Source organism: Drouetiella sp. (assembly GCF_059504425.1).
In genome coordinates this window covers 132,994-150,473 of the sequence record NZ_JCACIN010000097.1, presented here as the reverse complement: position 1 = coordinate 150,473, position 17,480 = coordinate 132,994, and the positions used below count along the sequence as shown (strand labels likewise).

General features: G+C 48.3%; 16 protein-coding genes. 12 read left to right on the top strand and 4 right to left on the bottom strand.

The window, feature by feature from the left end; all coding sequences use genetic code 11:
* The first annotated feature begins 381 nt into the window (after positions 1-381).
* Positions 382-3,054, top strand: a complete 2,673-nt coding sequence (locus AC5JMP_RS23250; RefSeq protein ID WP_495853882.1) for an MHYT domain-containing protein — start codon at positions 382-384, stop codon at positions 3,052-3,054.
* 10 nt (positions 3,055-3,064) lie between these two features.
* Positions 3,065-3,310 carry a hypothetical protein gene (locus AC5JMP_RS23245; RefSeq protein ID WP_495853881.1) on the top strand — a complete coding sequence of 82 codons (246 nt, stop codon included), beginning with the start codon at positions 3,065-3,067 and terminating at the stop codon, positions 3,308-3,310.
* Between the two features lie 100 nt (positions 3,311-3,410).
* Here the strand turns inward: AC5JMP_RS23245 and AC5JMP_RS23240 are convergent, their stop codons facing one another.
* Entirely contained in the window at positions 3,411-4,361 is a 951-nt protein-coding gene (locus AC5JMP_RS23240; protein ID WP_495853880.1) for an alpha/beta fold hydrolase, read from the bottom strand.
* Between the two features lie 168 nt (positions 4,362-4,529).
* Here AC5JMP_RS23240 and AC5JMP_RS23235 point away from each other — a divergent pair, with 168 nt between their 5' ends.
* Both AC5JMP_RS23235 and AC5JMP_RS23230 read left to right on the top strand, forming a co-directional pair.
* Positions 4,530-5,312 (top strand): fatty acid desaturase, encoded by a 783-nt coding sequence (locus AC5JMP_RS23235; protein WP_495853879.1) that lies wholly within the window; start codon positions 4,530-4,532, stop codon positions 5,310-5,312.
* Between the two features lie 287 nt (positions 5,313-5,599).
* Positions 5,600-6,730 (top strand): Gfo/Idh/MocA family protein, encoded by a 1,131-nt coding sequence (locus tag AC5JMP_RS23230; protein ID WP_495853878.1) that lies wholly within the window; start codon positions 5,600-5,602, stop codon positions 6,728-6,730.
* A gap of 360 nt (positions 6,731-7,090) precedes the next feature.
* On the opposite strand, the gene AC5JMP_RS23225 is transcribed toward AC5JMP_RS23230, so the two are convergent.
* A complete protein-coding gene (locus AC5JMP_RS23225; protein ID WP_495853877.1) occupies positions 7,091-8,218 on the bottom strand; it encodes a Gfo/Idh/MocA family oxidoreductase in 1,128 nt (375 codons plus the stop codon).
* A 63-nt stretch (positions 8,219-8,281) separates the two neighbouring features.
* Here AC5JMP_RS23225 and AC5JMP_RS23220 point away from each other — a divergent pair, with 63 nt between their 5' ends.
* From AC5JMP_RS23220 to AC5JMP_RS23190, 7 genes are all read left to right on the top strand, one after another.
* A complete protein-coding gene (locus AC5JMP_RS23220) occupies positions 8,282-8,431 on the top strand; it encodes a hypothetical protein (RefSeq protein ID WP_495853876.1) in 150 nt (49 codons plus the stop codon).
* A gap of 253 nt (positions 8,432-8,684) precedes the next feature.
* Positions 8,685-8,978 (top strand): YkvA family protein, encoded by a 294-nt coding sequence (locus tag AC5JMP_RS23215; protein ID WP_495853875.1) that lies wholly within the window; start codon positions 8,685-8,687, stop codon positions 8,976-8,978.
* A 133-nt stretch (positions 8,979-9,111) separates the two neighbouring features.
* Positions 9,112-9,603 (top strand): hypothetical protein, encoded by a 492-nt coding sequence (locus AC5JMP_RS23210; RefSeq protein ID WP_495853874.1) that lies wholly within the window; start codon positions 9,112-9,114, stop codon positions 9,601-9,603.
* Positions 9,604-9,723: 120 nt separating this feature from the next.
* Positions 9,724-9,915, top strand: coding sequence for a YqaE/Pmp3 family membrane protein (locus AC5JMP_RS23205; protein ID WP_495853873.1), 192 nt, complete (start codon positions 9,724-9,726; stop codon positions 9,913-9,915).
* Positions 9,916-9,997: 82 nt separating this feature from the next.
* Positions 9,998-10,399: a phage holin family protein gene (locus AC5JMP_RS23200; RefSeq protein WP_495853872.1), complete on the top strand. Its 402-nt coding sequence runs from the start codon at positions 9,998-10,000 to the stop codon at positions 10,397-10,399.
* A 335-nt stretch (positions 10,400-10,734) separates the two neighbouring features.
* Positions 10,735-12,471, top strand: a complete 1,737-nt coding sequence (locus tag AC5JMP_RS23195; RefSeq protein ID WP_495853885.1) for an ABC transporter ATP-binding protein — start codon at positions 10,735-10,737, stop codon at positions 12,469-12,471.
* Between the two features lie 249 nt (positions 12,472-12,720).
* Positions 12,721-13,014 carry an antibiotic biosynthesis monooxygenase family protein gene (locus tag AC5JMP_RS23190; protein ID WP_495853871.1) on the top strand — a complete coding sequence of 98 codons (294 nt, stop codon included), beginning with the start codon at positions 12,721-12,723 and terminating at the stop codon, positions 13,012-13,014.
* A 6-nt stretch (positions 13,015-13,020) separates the two neighbouring features.
* Here the strand turns inward: AC5JMP_RS23190 and AC5JMP_RS23185 are convergent, their stop codons facing one another.
* A complete protein-coding gene (locus tag AC5JMP_RS23185) occupies positions 13,021-13,227 on the bottom strand; it encodes a hypothetical protein (protein ID WP_495853870.1) in 207 nt (68 codons plus the stop codon).
* A gap of 252 nt (positions 13,228-13,479) precedes the next feature.
* Between AC5JMP_RS23185 and AC5JMP_RS23180 the strand changes: the two genes are divergently transcribed.
* Entirely contained in the window at positions 13,480-14,892 is a 1,413-nt protein-coding gene (locus AC5JMP_RS23180) for an SGNH/GDSL hydrolase family protein (RefSeq protein WP_495853869.1), read from the top strand.
* Between the two features lie 117 nt (positions 14,893-15,009).
* Here AC5JMP_RS23180 and AC5JMP_RS23175 read toward each other — a convergent pair whose 3' ends face one another.
* On the bottom strand, positions 15,010-17,277 hold the full coding sequence (locus AC5JMP_RS23175) for a calcium-binding protein (RefSeq protein WP_495853868.1): 2,268 nt from the start codon (positions 17,275-17,277) through the stop codon (positions 15,010-15,012).
* Positions 17,278-17,480: the final 203 nt, after the last annotated feature.

The window sequence follows — 17,480 nt, the reverse complement described above, 5'->3', positions numbered from 1 at the left end:
GAACGCTTCTCTACCTCTACAATAATGTCCTAACTCGTTCTCGTAGCGCTATAAACCTGGGCTTCAGCAAGAGTATGAAAAGGATGGACGTCTTAGCATCAAAGCAGCCTAGTCGTTCAAATCAGCGGCACAAAGCAATTACAGCGAAGTAGAAAGCATTGTGGTCTGTCCGCTGCATTTGATGAGTTAGACGACATAATCTGGAGATCTTTCTTCTCTCAGAATAATCCTGACGCCGCAGAGTTCATTAGCGTCTTCGGGCGGGAACCCTTTGGTAATAAGTAGGAGCGATTCGCTTTTTTCTCAAAGGAAAGACTCATCAAAAGGTTGGAATCAGAGCATCTGCACCCTTTCCAGCTCATACTCGCCTAGCTGAAGTCTATGACTGATTTCTTAGATACTGACTACAATATCCAACTCGTCACCATTTCCGTTCTCATTGCTGTCTTAGCCTCTTACACGGCCATAGATATGGCTGGGCGAGTTACTGCAACCCAAGGTCGTGCCCAAATCGGTTGGCTGGTCAGTGGAGCAGTTGCCATGGGCGCTGGCATTTGGTCGATGCACTTCATTGGCATGTTGGCATTTCGGTTGCCTGTTCTCGTGTACTACGACTTCCTGACGGTTCTCGTTTCCGTTTTGCCCGCCATAATTGCTTCAGGACTGGCTCTATTTTGGGTCAGTCGCCCGACGTTAGGTTGGCTCCAACTGTTGGGCGGAAGCCTCTTGATGGGATTGGGAATTGTATCGATGCACTACATCGGCATGGCTGCAATGCATACATCAGCAGTTATGCACTATGATCTCCAACTCGTTGCCCTCTCTGTTTTGATTGCGATCGCAGTCTCCTTTGCCGGACTATTTTTGGTGTTTCAATTGCGGGAGGAAACAAAGTCGAATCAAATCTGGAAAAAGCTCCTGGCTGCCATGATCATGGGAGCGGCAATTCCAACAATGCACTATATTGGCATGGCAGCCGCATGTTTCAGCCCTCTGCCCAATATCTTACTGGAGTCGAACCTACAACCTCCCGAAGATCTAGTTTCCCTGGCTGCTGCTGTGGTAATCGGCACCCTGCTTATTCTAGGGCTGGCGCTGCTCACGGCTTTTTTCGATCGCCGCTTGTCTGCTCAGATCATCTATGCTCAGGCAAGCCAAGAGAGCCAAAAGTACCTTAAAACAATCCTTCAAGGCATTCAGGTTGGAGTGTTAGTAATTGAGGAAGATGCTCAAGTTCAATTATCCAATCGGGCTGCTCTTGATCTGTTGAATTTCTCAACGGAAATAGAATTACAACACTTGTGGAACAGAGCAGTGACCTGTCAGCTGGATTCACCCCATTCTGCCCCTTCAGAGGGTCAGCTTCTCGATTCGATTCAGCCCGTGTTGCAAAAAATCATTGCAAAACAGCTGGTGCAGAATGCAGTTGTTTATGTGGCAGCGTCAGCGCATCAAGAACCTACTGCGCTACTGGTGAATGCAGTGCCTTTGCAGCTAGCCCATACCTCTGTCACCCAGATGGTATGCACATTTAGCGAAATTACTGAGCTGAAGCAAACCGAAAACCGCCTCAAAGAATCCGAAGCTAAATTCAGAGACTTAGCGACACAAGAAGAACTCCTGAATCATCTCTCAAACCAAATTCGACAATCTTTGGATCTACCTACGATTCTGCAAATCGCCGTCTCTGAAGTCCGTAAGATATTTGAGACTGACCGGGCATTGATCTATCAATTTGATCCCAATTGGCGCGGACAGGTCATCCTGGAAGATGTGGCGGAATCCTGGTTGCCCACCATCGGAGAAGCGGCGGATAATTGTTTTCCGAGGGAGTGTCTGGAACGTTACCGAGACGGTGAAATCAGGGCAATCCACAATGTTGTTGAAGCAGGTCTAGACTCTGATCACCTTCAATTCTTGCAGCGGTTGCAGGTACAGGCTAATCTGATTGTGCCGATCATTATGGGTAATCAGCTCTGGGGACTGCTGATTGTGCATCAATGCAGTTGCCCAAGGGTTTGGAAAGGGGAGGAAGGCAATCTGCTGCGTCGCCTAGCCAGTCAGTTAGGCATTGCCATCCAACAATCAGACCTCTACACCAAAGCCGAGCAGAGTGCGATGCAAGCCCATGCACAAGCTCAGCAATTGCGTGAATCTGAAGCTCAGCTCAAGCAGCAAGCTCAAGCCCTGCAACAAACTCTTCAAGAGCTACAAAGCCTCCAACTCCAGCTTGTCCAGAGTGAAAAAATGTCTAGCTTAGGACAATTGGTGGCTGGCATTGCCCATGAAATCAATAATCCGGTCAACTTCATCCACGGCAATCTTGTCTATGTGCAGGATCATGCCCAGAATTTGTTGAACTATGTGCAACTTTACCAAAAGCATTACCCGAATCCTGCTGAAGAAATTCAAGTGGAAGCAGAAAAAATTGACCTGGAATTTTTGCAGGAAGACCTGACTAAAATTCTCAATTCAATGAAACTAGGCACCGATCGCATTTGTCAAATTGTCCTATCACTGCGTAACTTTTCCCGCATGGATGAAGCCGACTTTAAGGCGGTCGATATCCATACAGGCATTGATAGCACCTTAATGATTCTGCAACACCAGCTCAAGACACGCCCTGAACATCCTGCCATTGAGGTAGTTCGGAACTATGCCGAGTTGCCGTTGGTGGAGTGCTACCCCGGACAGCTGAACCAGGCGCTAATGAATATTCTTACAAATGCTATTGATGCGCTGAAAGATGCCAATGCAAACCAAACCACGCAAGGCATCAAGACAAATTCCAATCAGATTACTATTCGGACAGCCATGATCGATCGCCAGTGGGTGGAAATTGCGATCGTTGACAATGGACCGGGTATTCCTGAAGCAGAGAAAGAACGGATTTTTGACCCTTTCTTCACGACAAAATCGATTGGTAAAGGAACGGGTATGGGGCTGTCCATCAGCTACCAAATCATTGTTGAGAAACATGGCGGTAAGCTTGAGTGCTTCTCGAACCCTAATCAGGGAACAGAATTTGTGATCCAGATTCCTATCCAGCACTAGGCTTTTAAGTTTGTCTACCGCCTCAATTGAACGCACGCTGACATCTTCAAAAATCATCTGCCCTGTTTGGGTCTTAAATTGGTATCAAGTTCAACTCGGCGATCGCATCTGGAGGCAACGACAGCCAACCGTTGAACCTTATGCCTACGATCGCCTCTTGACAAACTTTTTCTATCTCTTTAGTCCAATTAGTCCAACCTCAAGCACGAGTCCAGCCTCAAGCATGGCGGCAATAGCTTGCTTCTGGGCACCATAGCAACCGCCGAGGCGGCTAGGACAGAGACATTTTGGGTGGGGCGCGAATCGTCCAAAATGTCCCAAGCAAACTGGCAACAGCCATAATTCGGGCAATAATTCTAGACAAAGCCACAGAATTCTAGAATTGCCGCACTCACTGCTTTAGGATCGCCGCTAGAAGCCACATGACCACATCCAGGAATAATCTGAAGCCGTGCATTGGGTAATCTAGCTTGAAGCGCTACGCCATCTTCAACTGGAAACCATCGATCGCATTCTGACCAAAGAATTAGGGTAGGGCAGGTAATGCGATCGAGGTTCTGCTGAATGTGAGCAATCAGATTGGGCTGGGGCGCGTGAGAGGAGGGTGGAGCCTGAAGGCGATCAATTTCACCTGCGGCTAAATGCAGATCGGTGGCAAATTGAGTTAAGGTTCCTGGCACATTCAGGTAGGGATAGGTCAGCCAGTAGATCTCTTCTGCTGTGATGGCGGCTGCATCGGCTACCACTTCTTGCCGGACTCGATGTGCCCCATAGCGAACTAGGGGGGCGAAGAGCCGAATCAGGCGACTCTGATCTACCCATCGGATCAGCGATAGCGGCAAACGAACGATCGATCGCATTCCCTCACTGGGCAGCTTTTTTGGAAAAATTGGCACATTGATCACCACTAGGCGATCGATTAACTCAGGATGAGTCTGGGCAACCGCCAGAGCAGTCAGCGCCCCCAAAGATTCGGCTGCTATAGCTACAGGCTGTTGGCTCAAAGCCTGGATGATGCGCACTAATTCGATCTGCTGATGTCCCATAGTTTCGGGCGGCGGCGGCGTTTCAGAAAAGCCGTAGCCTTTCGCGTCTACGCAAATCACCCGAAACGATCGCGCCAGTCGAGCAACGCACGAGCGCCAGTTATAGCTCCAGCTGCCGATGCCATGCAGTAAAAACAGCGGCTGTCCTGAGCCAATCTCTCCATAGGCGATCGCCACCTTGCGGTTGCCAGCATCTAGGATGTTGAGAGTTTGCCGACCTTTCGGAAAAGTCGCTTGCCACCAGTCTGCTACTTGTGCCATGCATTTACTTGTGCCATGCGTTACCCGTACAGGTGTTACCGATCCGGCAACCCCTAAAATTGCCAGTCCCAGATCGCAAGAGATGCTTCAAAAAGCTGATCTTAATAAATCTTTTCAAACTTATACTGTAGTGGTCTAGCTTTGGGCAGTTTTCTTCGGGGAGCAAGTTTGTACAAGCCTTATCTTAAACCGCAGCAAACAATCTCCAAAGATTTTGCGACTTTCGTTCATCTTGCAATTCAACCCTATGCTGGGATTTGGGCTGCTTCAACCATTCTGTGCCTCTGGCTAGGTAGCCTTGTCTTTCTGCTCTCGCTCAATTTAGCTTCAATTCCTGGCATCTGGGTGGTTCCCGCTATCCTCGGTCGGACTTTTATTCACACAGGTCTATTCATTATTGCTCACGATGCCATTCATGGTACGGTCATGCCCAAGCATCGGCGGGTGAATGACTGGATGGGAGCGATCGCCATCACGCTGTATGCTCTTCTGCCCTATAAAAAGTATTTCCTTAAGCACTGGGAACATCACGGTCAGCCCGGACAGGTGGGCGATCCAGACTTTCATGATGGCATCCACAGCGGCATGTTTGCCTGGTACTTCAAGTTTATGAATGGGTACCTAGACATCCGACAGAAGTGGGTTTTGCTCATTGGCATGACCGTTATTTTTCATGGTCTGCGCATGGGATTGCATATCTCAGGCTTCAGTTTGCTTCTGTTTTGGGTATTGCCGATCGTCCTTAGCTCAATGCAGCTCTTTGTGTTTGGGACTTATCTGCCTCACCGAGAACAGGCAGAAGGGTACGACAATCCTCATCATGCAGTCAGCAGCAGCTATCCTATATTTTGGTCATTTTTGAGTTGCTATCATTTTGGCTACCATTGGGAGCACCACGAATACCCGCATCTGCCCTGGTACAAGCTGCCAGCGGCTCGGAGCGATCGCTGAGTCTATAGCCTTGGGAATCTTTGCAGAATCTTCGCAGAATCCTCAAAGTCAGCCCTAGTCTTCTCGTTTGCTTTACGTTGCTTGACTCTCAGTGGATTTTCTCCAAAGCTTCGGTTAGCTTGATGGATGATGTGTTGGCTTCGTGCGATCTGGGTAGTGGTATTTAGGTGAAGATTTTTTGTTGCGTGAGCAAAGCCCACGCAACAAAAAATCTTCACCCCTTAAGGACTACCCGATCTGTATAAGCTGAACTAACTTCTAGAAATTCCTAAACCGGGAGAATTTTGATGCGGATTGCGATCGTTGGGTGCGGCTTTGTCGCAGATTACTACCTCAAAACTCTGCCCAATCATCCTGAGCTAAAGCTAGTTGGCGTGATGGATCGAGTAAGCGATCGTGCCACAAAATTTGCTGCCCACTACTCTATTTCCAAGATTTATCCGACGCTAGATGAGCTTCTGGCAGACCCAAGCGTCGAGATCGTTCTGAACTTGACGAATCCGAGAAGCCATTACGAGGTTTCCAAAGCCTGTCTAGAGGCGGGCAAGCATGTTTACTCCGAGAAGCCGTTTGCGATGGAGATGGCGCAGGCTGAGGATCTCGTGAACATTGCTGAGCGGCAGGGCTTGTATTTCTCTTCGGCTCCCTGCAATGTCTTGAGCGAGACAGCACAGACCGTCTGGAAGGCGCTACGGGAGCAGCAGATTGGCAAGGTGCGGCTGGTCTACGCCGAAATGGATGATGGGCTGGTTCACAAGATGCCCTACCAGAAGTGGGTGAGCGAGTCAGGAACGCCCTGGCCCTACAAAGATGAGTTTGAGGTGGGCTGTACTCTGGAACATGCGGGCTACTACACGACTTGGCTGACGGCATTTTTTGGGCCAGCGGAATCTGTAACCGCTTTTTCATCTTGCCTCGTACCCGATAAGCAAACAGACGTGCCCTTAGACGTGAATGCCCCTGATTTTTCAGTTGCCTGCATCAAGTTTGTGTCGGGCGTTGTGGCGCGTCTCACTTGTGGCATTATCGCTCCGCATGACCATGAGCTGAAAATTATTGGCGATGATGGCATTTTGTCTATCGACGACTGTTGGTATTATGGCGCGCCTGTCCACATTCAGCGAATGGTTAAAATTCGTCGCAAAGTGTTCATCAGCCCCTTCAAGCGACGCTATCCGCTGGTGAAAAAGCCGACAGGTCGTTTTAACAAAGGCTCTCAGCAAATGGATTTTGCGCGGGGCGTAGCCGAGATGGCAGCCGCAATTCGAGAGCAGCGTCCTTGCCGTCTTTCGACTCAGTTCTCTCTACACAATAATGAGATTGTGCTGGCAATTCAGAATGCGCTGGAGACGAATGCCCCTCACAAGATGACGACCACTTTCGAGGCGATCGATCCGATGCCTTGGGCAAAGCCGTAGGCTGCGTAGCCCTAATGAGATCCGAGACACTTTACGCATCAACTTGCTACTGGGTACTAGTCGATGGGCCATCGTACCCCCTCATGCGCCCGTGCTTAATGACAATTGGTCTACCATAGAGTCGCCCTTCCGAGCGTGCAAGGCTACCAATTGAACAAGAGGGTTGAACGACTCTGGGTAGTATCCAATCATCGCTTCAGCGTTGGTCGGCAGAGCAGCAGTGTGGCGATCGCCAGTTTGCTTAGGACATTTCTGGTGGCGCGAAGCACCCCACCAAAAATGTCTCTGTCCTAACCGCCTTGGCGGTTGCTATACCTTGACCCAGATTCTAGATGACCCATTCCCTTGAGCTACCTCATCCTACGATCCACCAGATGGATCAGCCACATTGATTAGCTTAACGGCCTCCTGAACTGGAGGAATCTCAATGGTCTGGTCAGCAGTAGGTCGCTGCTGACGATTAGGCGTATCAATTTGCACAAAACTACCTGTCTCGATCGATCGGTAAAGCGCCCGAATGATCTGAACGTCAATTAGCCCTTCTTCTCCAGATGGCTCCGGCTCTTTGTTTTGTAAAATACAGTCTGAGAAATAAACAAACTCTGCCGCAAGCTGATCGTGGGGTTCAAACGATCGCTCTTGTTTTTCACCGCCAACGGTCAGCGTATGCTTGATTTCGCCATGAGTGCTGTATGCCAAATCAACCTGTAGATCGCCTTTTGTACCCACAATTCGATAGGCTGAAATGCTTGCAGCTCCGAAGCTACAAACAAACGTTGCCAATCGATCGCCTGGGAAGCGCAGAATTGCTGTCGTCATTTCAGCAACTTCACTAAAGCGTTCTTCGCCGTTGGTAGCGCTGGTTGCAAATACAGCGATCGGCTCATCCTGAAATAAGTATCGAGCCGCATTAATGCAGTAAATGCCAATGTCGTCTAATGTACCCCCACCTTTACCTTTGTCTAACCGGACGTTACCCGCTACCGTCTGCTGCGTGAACAATGAATTGAAAATGCGCGGTTCGCCAATTTTGCCCGATCGTACCGTTTCAACAGCCTGCAAATTAGCTTCTTCCAGATGCAAGCGGTAGGCAATCATGAGCTTTACACGATTCTCTTGAGCAGCTTGAATAATTGCTTTACACTCTTCCTCGGTAACTGCCATCGGTTTTTCGCACAAGATATGGATGCCCGCCCTAGCAGTACGCACGGCATACTCACAGTGCAAGTGATCCGGGAGAGCAATGTATACGGCATCTATTTCGCCACTCTTCAGACAGTTATCATACTGGTCATACGAGTAGGTGTGCTGGATGTTGTACAACTTGCTCAGTTGCTCACGCTTTTCGGGATCATCTGAGACAAGCGCCACAAGTTCTGAATTTTCAGCATGAACAAAGCTGGGCAGGGCAGCAGCCTGAGCAAACCAGCCTAGACCGATAACGGCATAACGAATCTTGCGGGCGGAGGTATTTTGGGCAGCTACCATAGATTTGCTCTCAAGACTTACTCGCTTATCTTAGGAAAAATAAAGTCTTTCCTCCTCTTACTTTTGAAGGATGCTGAGGGCGATCGCGCCACCATCAAGCTCAAAGAGCTTATTGCAGTGTTTGAGCTGCATATTTTTTACGGCTACTTTTACAGGATTCTTGTGAAGGCTTGGATTGAGCGATCGCCTGATGCCTTCGTAGCTGAACAATGAGAGCAACTTGTTGCACTTTACCTCTTTAGATAGTTCCATATACAAATATCTGGAGAGATGATCGCGTTACTGAGTTACGGAAACGCGTAGGCTGGGCGATCGCAGCATAGAGCAACATAGACGTAGAGCAACGCAGACGTAGACAGGTATTTGGGTTAAGGAGTGGGAATGATACGACTAAATAATGGGTTATCCACACCAGAAATTTTTTGAAGGATTTGCGATGATAATTTTGTAGTCAAAAGGCAGGGCAATGAAATTTCTAGTTCAACCGCTTTATAACTGGTACCGTTCCATTTTGCGTCACCCCAAGTATCGCTGGCTGGTTATTTTAGGTAGTTTTCTATATCTATTCAGCCCTGTCGACTTGATTACTGACATGTTGCCTGTCGTGGGCTGGCTGGATGATGGCGTGATTGCGACGCTATTAGTCAGCGAGGTTTCTCAGATGCTTTTAGAACAGCGCAACCTTCGCAGAGTGAAGGATCTCAGTGCTGATGCTAACATTGCTACGGTTTCCACTACTGTCTCAAATTCGGTCGGATAGGACAAGATCGTTTCTATAGATGTCCTCCCGTATCGCTGCGACTTCGGTCTTAATGGCTCACTGTTCAATTCTGCTTTTTTGAATTTGCAAGCTTTGTAGATTCACGTTTTTAGACTTACATGGAAGGTAAATTATGACCAATTCTCTCAAAGATCGTCTCATCACTGATTTTGAGAAAGCCAAAGCAACTGGAAAGCCCAGAGTTATTCGTGTTTTAGAGGCTTTCCGCAATGCTGCTTCCCAAGCAATAGTTGAGGTCAAAGAAGGTTCAGGTGAAGTGAGCAATATCGCCAAAGATACGCTTTCCGCCATTTCTGAAGATCTCAACAGTGCTCATGGCAAAGCCGCAGATGCTCCTGAAGCGGACTCTTCAATTCGCCTAAAAGCTTTGCTGGCGAACGTTGTCAAAGTTGTGAAGCAAGGCTTCAGTAAGGCAGTTGGTTGGTACAATACCAGCAAAGCTCAGGCTGAAACCACAGACGCTGCAAGCCCTGAAGTGTGGGAGCACGAGAAAGCCAAGGTTGAAACCAAGGTGGGTGAAGCAGGAACGGCTCTGGCGAAGAAAGAGCAGCAAGTTCGGCAACAGTTGAAGGAGATGTTGCACACTGCTGCTGCAAAGCTCTAGCGGTTTAGCGCAAGTCTAGCTTGTCACTGTGTTCGACCTAGGGCTGGTCTGATCTCAAAGTCGATAGGCCTAAAGTTTCAACTAACGTATAGTTTGTTCATTCAAAAGTGAGGTTGTTTTATGAAACTCGTTCGTTATGCTCTCGGCATTCTCATTCCCCCGGTTGGTGTTTTCATGACTTATGGACTCAGCACCACACTGGTAATCAATATCTTGCTGACAATTCTAGGTTGGCTTCCAGGCGTGATTCATGCTGTCTGGGCGATCGCCAAGCATGAAGAAAAAGTCAATCAGCAGGAAGGCTCAGTCTAGTTCCACGATTCATCTCATTGAGAGTCAGAGACTGATTCTTAATGAGATGAAAATAAATTAACATAAGCTACGGAGGAAAATCATGTTTGGATTCTTTTTAACGACGGTCATTAGTGCTTTAGGTTTACTGATTGTAGACCTTGCTGTTCCAGGTGTAGACATTGCAACATTCCCAGCTGCGCTGCTAGCAGCAGTGGCGATCGGATTTGTTAACGGTGCCGTCAGACCCGTGCTAGCAGTTCTATCGCTGCCCATCAATTTGCTCACTCTAGGTCTGTTCTCTCTGGTCGTTAATGGCGTTTGCTTCTGGCTAGCATCGCTTCTAGTTCCTGGCTTTGCCGTACATGGGCTACTCGCCATTATCTTAGCTCCCATTGTGCTATCGCTTGCCACCACGTTCTTGAACCAATACTTTGTCAGCAAAAAAGGATTGGATCAGCCTGTTGCTCAGTCAAACTCTGCTCTGCAAGTTGGCGACAAGTAAGTCTTGAGTGGATTACCCTCGATTACTCAATAAATCATAAAACAGGGCGCGTAACTGCGCCTTGTTTTGCGTAAATCTTAAACGCCCGATTGCCACTGCGGCAAAGCGCTTCATACCACCCATTCACTGTCTTACACAGAAGGAGTCTGGGGAAGATTCCACGGCTTTTAGTTGTTCTCCGCCAGGTTGTCGACCAACCAGCCCTACCGCTTTTACGTCTAAACAAGGCAGATATTTTTGAGAGCCATTGACTCATGAGATATGCTTTTTAAAAGCCATTCTTCAAAATAAAGGGCTGAATTTTGGTAAACCAGGTTGAACCCCAAGACTCATCCATGCGATCGCTCCAGCGAGTGCTCAAAAGCCTAAACGCTTACCGCTGGCTCTCATTAGGCGCATTAGTCAGCCTACTCTTGCTGACAGTCGCAAACGCCATCACCCCACAACTCTTTCGTTGGGGCATCGACCAGGGAATTGCCAAACAAGACCTACAGATCGTCCTGTATAGCGCTGGCGCAATGGTGATTGCCGCGATCGCCCGTGGACTCTTCAACTTCGGGCAAAGCTTTTGGGCAGAAGCTGCCTCCCAAGGTGTTGCCTACGATCTGCGCAACAAAATCTTCAGCAAAATTCAAAACCTCAGCTTTAGCTACCACGATCAGGCACAAACCTCTCAACTTCTCACCCGTGTCACCAGCGACATCGAGCAGATTCGCACCTTCGTCGGCACAAACTTGATCCAGGTAATCAGCGCAATCGTCACCCTCATCAGTATTGCGATTGTTCTGCTGATTATGAATTGGCAGCTCGCACTCATTACCCTAACCGTCATTCCCATGACCGGATGGCTACTGGCACGATTCTTCACCCAAAACGGTGAACTTTTTCGTCAGGTGCAAGAACAGCTTGGTGATCTCAACGCCGTCCTGCAAGAAAACTTGATTGGTATTCGAGTCGTCAAAGCTTTTGTGCGAGAATCTGCCGAAGCAAAACGCTATACCGCCATGAACGATACTCTCGTGGCGGTTAACATGAAAACAATTCGTGCCATCCGTAGCACCTTTCCAATCATCTTTTTGCTCAGCAATTTGGTCACGCTAGCGGTATTTGGCTACGGCGGCAGCGAAGTCATTGACGGTAAATTCTCAGTTGGAGAATTGGTGGCATTTAACTCTTACCTATTGCTGATTCTCCAGCCCGTCCTGTTGATTGGATTTGCTGCTCCAGCGATCGCCCAAGCTGCCGCCTCTGCCGAGCGGGTCTATGAAGTCGTCGATGCTGAGGTTGAAATCCGCGATCGCCCCAATGCCCTTCCCTTTGACACCTGTGCAGGTAGGATTACCTTTGAGCATGTCTCCTTCCGCTATCCTGGCGCAACGACAGAAGCGCTTAAAGAAGTGTCTTTTGAAACGAAGCCCAAAGAGCTAATTGCGGTATTGGGTATGACCGCATCCGGGAAAAGCACCATTATGAATCTGATCCCGCGCTTTTATGATGTCACGGCAGGATCAGTTCGCATTGATGGGCGAGATGTGCGAGATTTCACGTTAGCAAGCTTGCGATCGCGCATTGGCATTGTGTTTCAAGAAACAACGCTCTTCTCCGGCACCCTGCGCGAAAATATCGCTTACGCTAAACCTAGCGCTACGTTAGAGCAGGTGATTGAGGCAGCAAAAGCGGCGCAAATGCATGATTTTATTACGGCTTTGCCCGACGGCTACGAAACGATCGTGGGTGAACGCGGCGTCGGGCTATCGGGCGGACAAAAACAGCGAATTGCGATCGCCCGCACCCTGTTAACTGATTACAGCATTCTAATTTTGGATGACAGCACCTCTGCTGTTGATGCACAGACTGCATCCCAAATTCAGGCAGCTCTAGATGACCTCATGCAGCAAAAAGCTTGCACCACATTTGTCGTAGCCCAACGCATCAGCACCGTACAAAATGCGGATCGAATTTTCCTAGTAGACAAAGGGCGGCTAGTTGCCCAAGGAACTCATGAAGAACTGATGCGATCGAGTCCACTCTATGGGGTGATTCTAGAATCGCAGGTGAAGCAATCTAAATAGCACACTGACACTGGCTGGGATCCCTTGGGCAATGTTGGCAATCTGACCTTTGCCAAACAGAATTTTGACCGTGCTCTGGAAAACAAAGTTGTTTGTAGATACCTTCAAGTGTCTTTACTTCGGTGTCGTTGAAGTAAAGAAGTTCTTTATAGAAATTCTCAACAGGAATCACTGTAGACAAAATCTTGCAGAAATCCCAAAATCTGAGGGAATGAAACGCGATCGCCCTACCATCACCCGTTCAAAATTATGATTCTAGAAGTTGCAATCCTTAATGTAAAGTCCGGTCTATCTACAAACTTTGAATCTGCTTTCAAAACCGCTTCAGCCCTCATTGCCGCGATACCAGGATATCGTTCCCACGAGCTTCAACGGTGCCTAGAAACACCTAATCGCTACATTCTGCTGGTGCGCTGGCAAACGCTAGAAGACCACACGATCGGTTTTCGGCAGTCTTTCGAGTATCAAGAGTGGCGATCGCTGCTCCATCACTTTTACGATCCTTTTCCAACGGTAGAACATTACGAAATCGCCTTTGGATAGCTGCCACTAGCGAACCATCTGCCAAAGTCTGTCAAAAAGGTTGCGAATTTCCTGCAAAAGCTGAGTGGGTGCAATTCCAAACGCAAGTTGGAGGACTAAAACAATGACTGCTACAGCGATCGCCGTCCCAATGGCTGCTTTGAATACTCTGACGAGAAAGGCAAAAACCAGGAACGATACAACCAAAGCAGCAATGAATAAAATAAGATTCATAGCTCAGTTCAACTTTTGTAATACCCTGTACAGTTTTTAAGATAAGCTGAATCATGCTGTTTGTGTCGCTCCAGGGTTGCTCTACGCTCAGATTATTGAAATCTTGGGCACTGGTACTCATGTAATGATTTTTTGTGGGGTGGGCTTTGCCCACCCCACAAAAAATCATTACATTTTGAGGACTACCAAATCTTGAATCACTGAGGCTATATGGAAAATCGCCACAGATAGGTCATTAGGAGAATTGCGCTCATGTTTACCCGTCGTCGGAAAAGCTGGAAACAAAGCACCTGGAAGCAAAATGGCTGGAACCAAAGCACCTGGAAGCGAAAGAATAAGAGGCATTCTTGGGTTCCCCTAGTATTGCTGCTGCTGGGTTTACCCATCGGTCTAGAGCTGCTGGCACGCTTGGTCGTCACGCTGACGGGAGCTAGCCAACAGTTTGAGGTGACTCAATCTGAGCAGGATCGTAAAGTAGAGTCCTATCGTCTGAAGTTTCTTAGCCCAGCAGGGCAGCCCTACAGCAAATTACCTGGTTCTGGTGAGCTGTCGGCAGTTCGCAATTCCCTGATGGGCTATCAGTTGGCTCCTCAACAAAAGAGCCAGTTTTGGGCCATTAATCCTCAAGGATTTCGAGACACAGATGCCGTCACGCCAGAGAAGCCGCCTGGAGAAATGCGGATTTTTGTCCTCGGTGGCTCCATGGCATTTGGGCAATTGAGCAGCAGCAATCAGACGACTTTTGCCCATCAGCTAGAGGAATTGTTGAACAATCAGGTGGCAAGGCAGCGCTCTAGCCCAAGTCGGTTTCAGCCTGCGGTGTTGCCCTACCTGGCGGAAGATGTGGATAAAGCTCTGACCTTGCCGCCTCGAATTGTTGATCGTCAGTATCGGGTCATCAATGCAGCCGTACCGGGATATACGTCTGGTAACGAGTTAGCGATGCTGATTCAGCAGGTTGCCAACTATAATCCCGATCTGGTGATTTTGCTTGACAGCTATGGCGATTTGGTCTTGCCCAGTTCTCAAAGCGGAGCGGATATTCCGGGAATAGATCAGGTTTTGCAGGGCGAAGTGCAAGAGGCTCAAGGACTAGAAGCCGTGAAAGGTGAGATTACTCATTGGTTTGAGCAACTCTATCTAGTACGCGGTTTTCGTCAATATCTGCTGCGATCGCCCCAGCCCCAACCCGCTTCTACGGCGACCCTTAATCTACCGATCGCCAACGTTACTCTAGACCAAGCTTTAGCGATCGATCCGGCTGAACTCGATCGCCGGGTCGATCGCTACCAGAATCACCTGCTGCAAATGGTACGCTGGAGTTCTGCAACCAAAAAGCGTCTGCTTATCGGTATTCAGCCTGAAATCTCCGATCGTCAAAGCCTGACTCCTGAAGAGACTGTCATCTTATCTCAGCTCGGCACAGCCTACAGCGAAAAAATTAAGGCAGGCTACGCTGAGCTGACGGCGGCGGCAGACAAAGTAGCCAACACTTCCCCTAACGTGAAACTGCTGGATCTACATGATTTGTATGCTAAAACACCTGAACAGGCTTTTCAGAGTCCGACTAGCCTAACGGATGCGGCTAATCAGCAGCTAGCAGAGCAGTTTTATCAAGCGATCGCCCCCACGTTAGCGATTCAGCCTAAGCCTTTTGGCTCGTAGCGATTTTAGATTTTGCCGTGATATGGCAAAATCTAAGGCGGTTAGGACGGGGACATTTAGGGTGGGGCGCTAAGCGCCCCACCCTAAATGTCCTCAGCAAACTGGCGGCAGCCATTTCTAGAGCGTGAATAGGTTGATAGATGACTCAAGATTAGCCTGTACACCCAACAGCACAGCTAGAGTCTGCTGCTGAAAATTAATATGGGTATTGCTTCCATCTTGAACGATAGAAAGCTGGGCAGGACGCAATCCGTCCGATAGCTGGATGCGATCGATGCCAAGCTGGAAGTCTGCAATCATCTTTGTGCCTGAGTTAGGGGATAGGAAGAAGCGATCGCTTCCTGCCCCTCCGCTTAGCGTATCTGCTCCCATGTTGCCAACCAGAAAATCATTACCCTCGCCTCCTAAAAGCAAGTCATCGCCATCGCCGCCCCTGAGCGTATCGTTGCCGCTGAGTCCAACGAGAATATCATTGCCGCCCTGACCGTTGATTACGTCGTCCGAATTGTCAAATCCCTCTGTGGTATTGTCTAAGTCATTCAAAAAAGTGACAGTATTCGATCGATAGACAACGGTAGGATTATCGTCAGCATTGAAGATGTCAAAGCTATCGCTGATTGTGGTTTGACCGTCAAATAAAATATTGCCGATCGTGGTCGAGGCTTGAGTTTCCGTGGTGAGGTTATCTAAGTTATCCAGCACCAGGTTTTTGAGAACAACCTGTAGGGACAATATGCCTTCAAACGTGATTTGCAAATCGCTGCCGCTTTGAGTCAAGAGCAGGTTTTGGGCAGTCAATCCAGCACCCGTAAACTTCAGCGTGTCTACTTCCTTAATGACGTCCTCAGACGGATTGACTCCTCGACCTACACCGCCAAAGTTGCGGATAGATTGCTGGTCTTCAGCAGCTTGAATGACGATGATTTGTTTGCCTTCATAGGGATTCTGCAACGGATTGGGCGTTGTATCGCTGTTATCCCCACTGTTGCCATTGCCATTGCCATTGCCATTGCCGTTGCCGTTGCCGCCGCCATTTCCCTCACTATTGCCGCCGTCAGCAGCATCATTGCCCTCAACAGAGATAATATCTTCCGTTGGTTCTTGTGGAAAATCTGAACCGGAGATTTGTGATGGAGGGGGAACAATTAAAACTGGATTTTTGGATGGCGAGGGCTGGGGCAAATGAGTCGGGGAGGGAACAATTTTATCATTATCTGAAGAGTCGATCGGGGAATCAGATTCTGGCGGTTCAGATACCGTATTGTTAAAATTATCTAGATCTTCAAAGGGAAGAGTAAGGATGTCAAGTTTATTTAACTCTGGATTTCTGCCTATGCTGGGCTGTATCTCTGCATCTGCAACCTCTAGATCGGAATTTTGCAAATCCAAGACTACGAACAGGACAATCCGATTAAGCACAGAGCGATCGCCTCTTGCCAATTCTACTTCTGCTACAAGATCTGCATAAGTTTCAAGACTTGCCCGCTCTGGTATATTCTGAATTGCAGTGAGCTGACTCACCAATGGATATAAAAATTGCGGCGTTAAATCAACACCAGCGATCGCTTGAGAAGCCTCTAAATCATCCTTGAGACTCTGCAATACCTGTAGGTCGCCTGATAGGATGTCCTCAAAATGGGTCTGGATAAAATGTTCTAAAAACTCAAACAGATTGAGATCAGGCGCAAAGCTAAGCTGCCTGCTAGTTTTGCTCAGTTCATCGATAGAGCGAAGCAATGGAGACATTAGAGCAGTTAGGAGAAGCGCGATTTGCGCCAGCCTTATGTGTAGTTCTTCCTGAGAGTGGCGATCGCTCAGGATATCTCCTAGAATCAGCGAATGCTCTGTCTCGGCTGGGAGGCGATCGAAGGGGTCTTTTGAAGGCTCTAGTTGCTGTAAGTTTTGCTCCAGGCAAAATTCTCTGAGATCTCTTTCAAGCCAGAGATAGGGGCAGTCTTCGTGACCGTGGTGCAAACGGGCTAGCCTTTGGTATTCGGGTGGATCGTGAACAATCAGCCTGTAACCATGTTCGATCGCAAATCCCAACTCAGCAAGTCGCATCGCCTCATCGCTAACGAGGCTTCCGCTTTCCGCGAATTGATAGTTTTGAGGAATCTGAAATCCCTGGCTTTTAAGGAGAGACAATTCTCTCCGGAACTTCTCTCGATTAGTAAAAGTTCGTGCCTGAAGGTAGGCATTATCCAAAGTGGTCTTTAGAATAATCCCAGTCACATTAGGATTATCGGCAATGAGCTGTAGAACTTGCCGCGATCGATTTCTTGCCCCTCCAAGAATAATAGAAGAGCCGCTCTCAATATGAAGATGACCTAGTAAACCGTAACTGATAACAACAGAAACAGGAACGGAGGGGTAGATGCTTGCCACGATTGGGTACAGGTTTTATCCTCAACCGATAAGGAGACTTGTGAACTGACTCCAGCCCTGCCTAATTATTTTTTACAGATTACACCCACGACTCAGTATCCCGTATCGCCAACGGTCTAGTACTGACCACTAGAACAACCCAAAATCTGATCTGTTAGCAGTTGTAACTTTTGTAGTATACATGACTACAAGCCAAACAGCCA

Bases quoted from the DNA above. Each gene is read 5' to 3' on its own strand.
- AC5JMP_RS23250 (WP_495853882.1), top strand. From the start codon at position 382: ATGACTGATTTCTTAGATACTGACTACAATATCCAACTCGTCACCATT.
- AC5JMP_RS23240 (WP_495853880.1), bottom strand. From the start codon at position 4,361: ATGGCACAAGTAGCAGACTGGTGGCAAGCGACTTTTCCGAAAGGTCGG.
- AC5JMP_RS23230 (WP_495853878.1), top strand. From the start codon at position 5,600: ATGCGGATTGCGATCGTTGGGTGCGGCTTTGTCGCAGATTACTACCTC.
- AC5JMP_RS23225 (WP_495853877.1), bottom strand. From the start codon at position 8,218: ATGGTAGCTGCCCAAAATACCTCCGCCCGCAAGATTCGTTATGCCGTT.
- AC5JMP_RS23215 (WP_495853875.1), top strand. From the start codon at position 8,685: ATGAAATTTCTAGTTCAACCGCTTTATAACTGGTACCGTTCCATTTTG.
- AC5JMP_RS23210 (WP_495853874.1), top strand. From the start codon at position 9,112: ATGACCAATTCTCTCAAAGATCGTCTCATCACTGATTTTGAGAAAGCC.
- AC5JMP_RS23205 (WP_495853873.1), top strand. From the start codon at position 9,724: ATGAAACTCGTTCGTTATGCTCTCGGCATTCTCATTCCCCCGGTTGGT.
- AC5JMP_RS23200 (WP_495853872.1), top strand. From the start codon at position 9,998: ATGTTTGGATTCTTTTTAACGACGGTCATTAGTGCTTTAGGTTTACTG.
- AC5JMP_RS23195 (WP_495853885.1), top strand. From the start codon at position 10,735: ATGCGATCGCTCCAGCGAGTGCTCAAAAGCCTAAACGCTTACCGCTGG.
- AC5JMP_RS23190 (WP_495853871.1), top strand. From the start codon at position 12,721: ATGATTCTAGAAGTTGCAATCCTTAATGTAAAGTCCGGTCTATCTACA.
- AC5JMP_RS23185 (WP_495853870.1), bottom strand. From the start codon at position 13,227: ATGAATCTTATTTTATTCATTGCTGCTTTGGTTGTATCGTTCCTGGTT.
- AC5JMP_RS23180 (WP_495853869.1), top strand. From the start codon at position 13,480: ATGTTTACCCGTCGTCGGAAAAGCTGGAAACAAAGCACCTGGAAGCAA.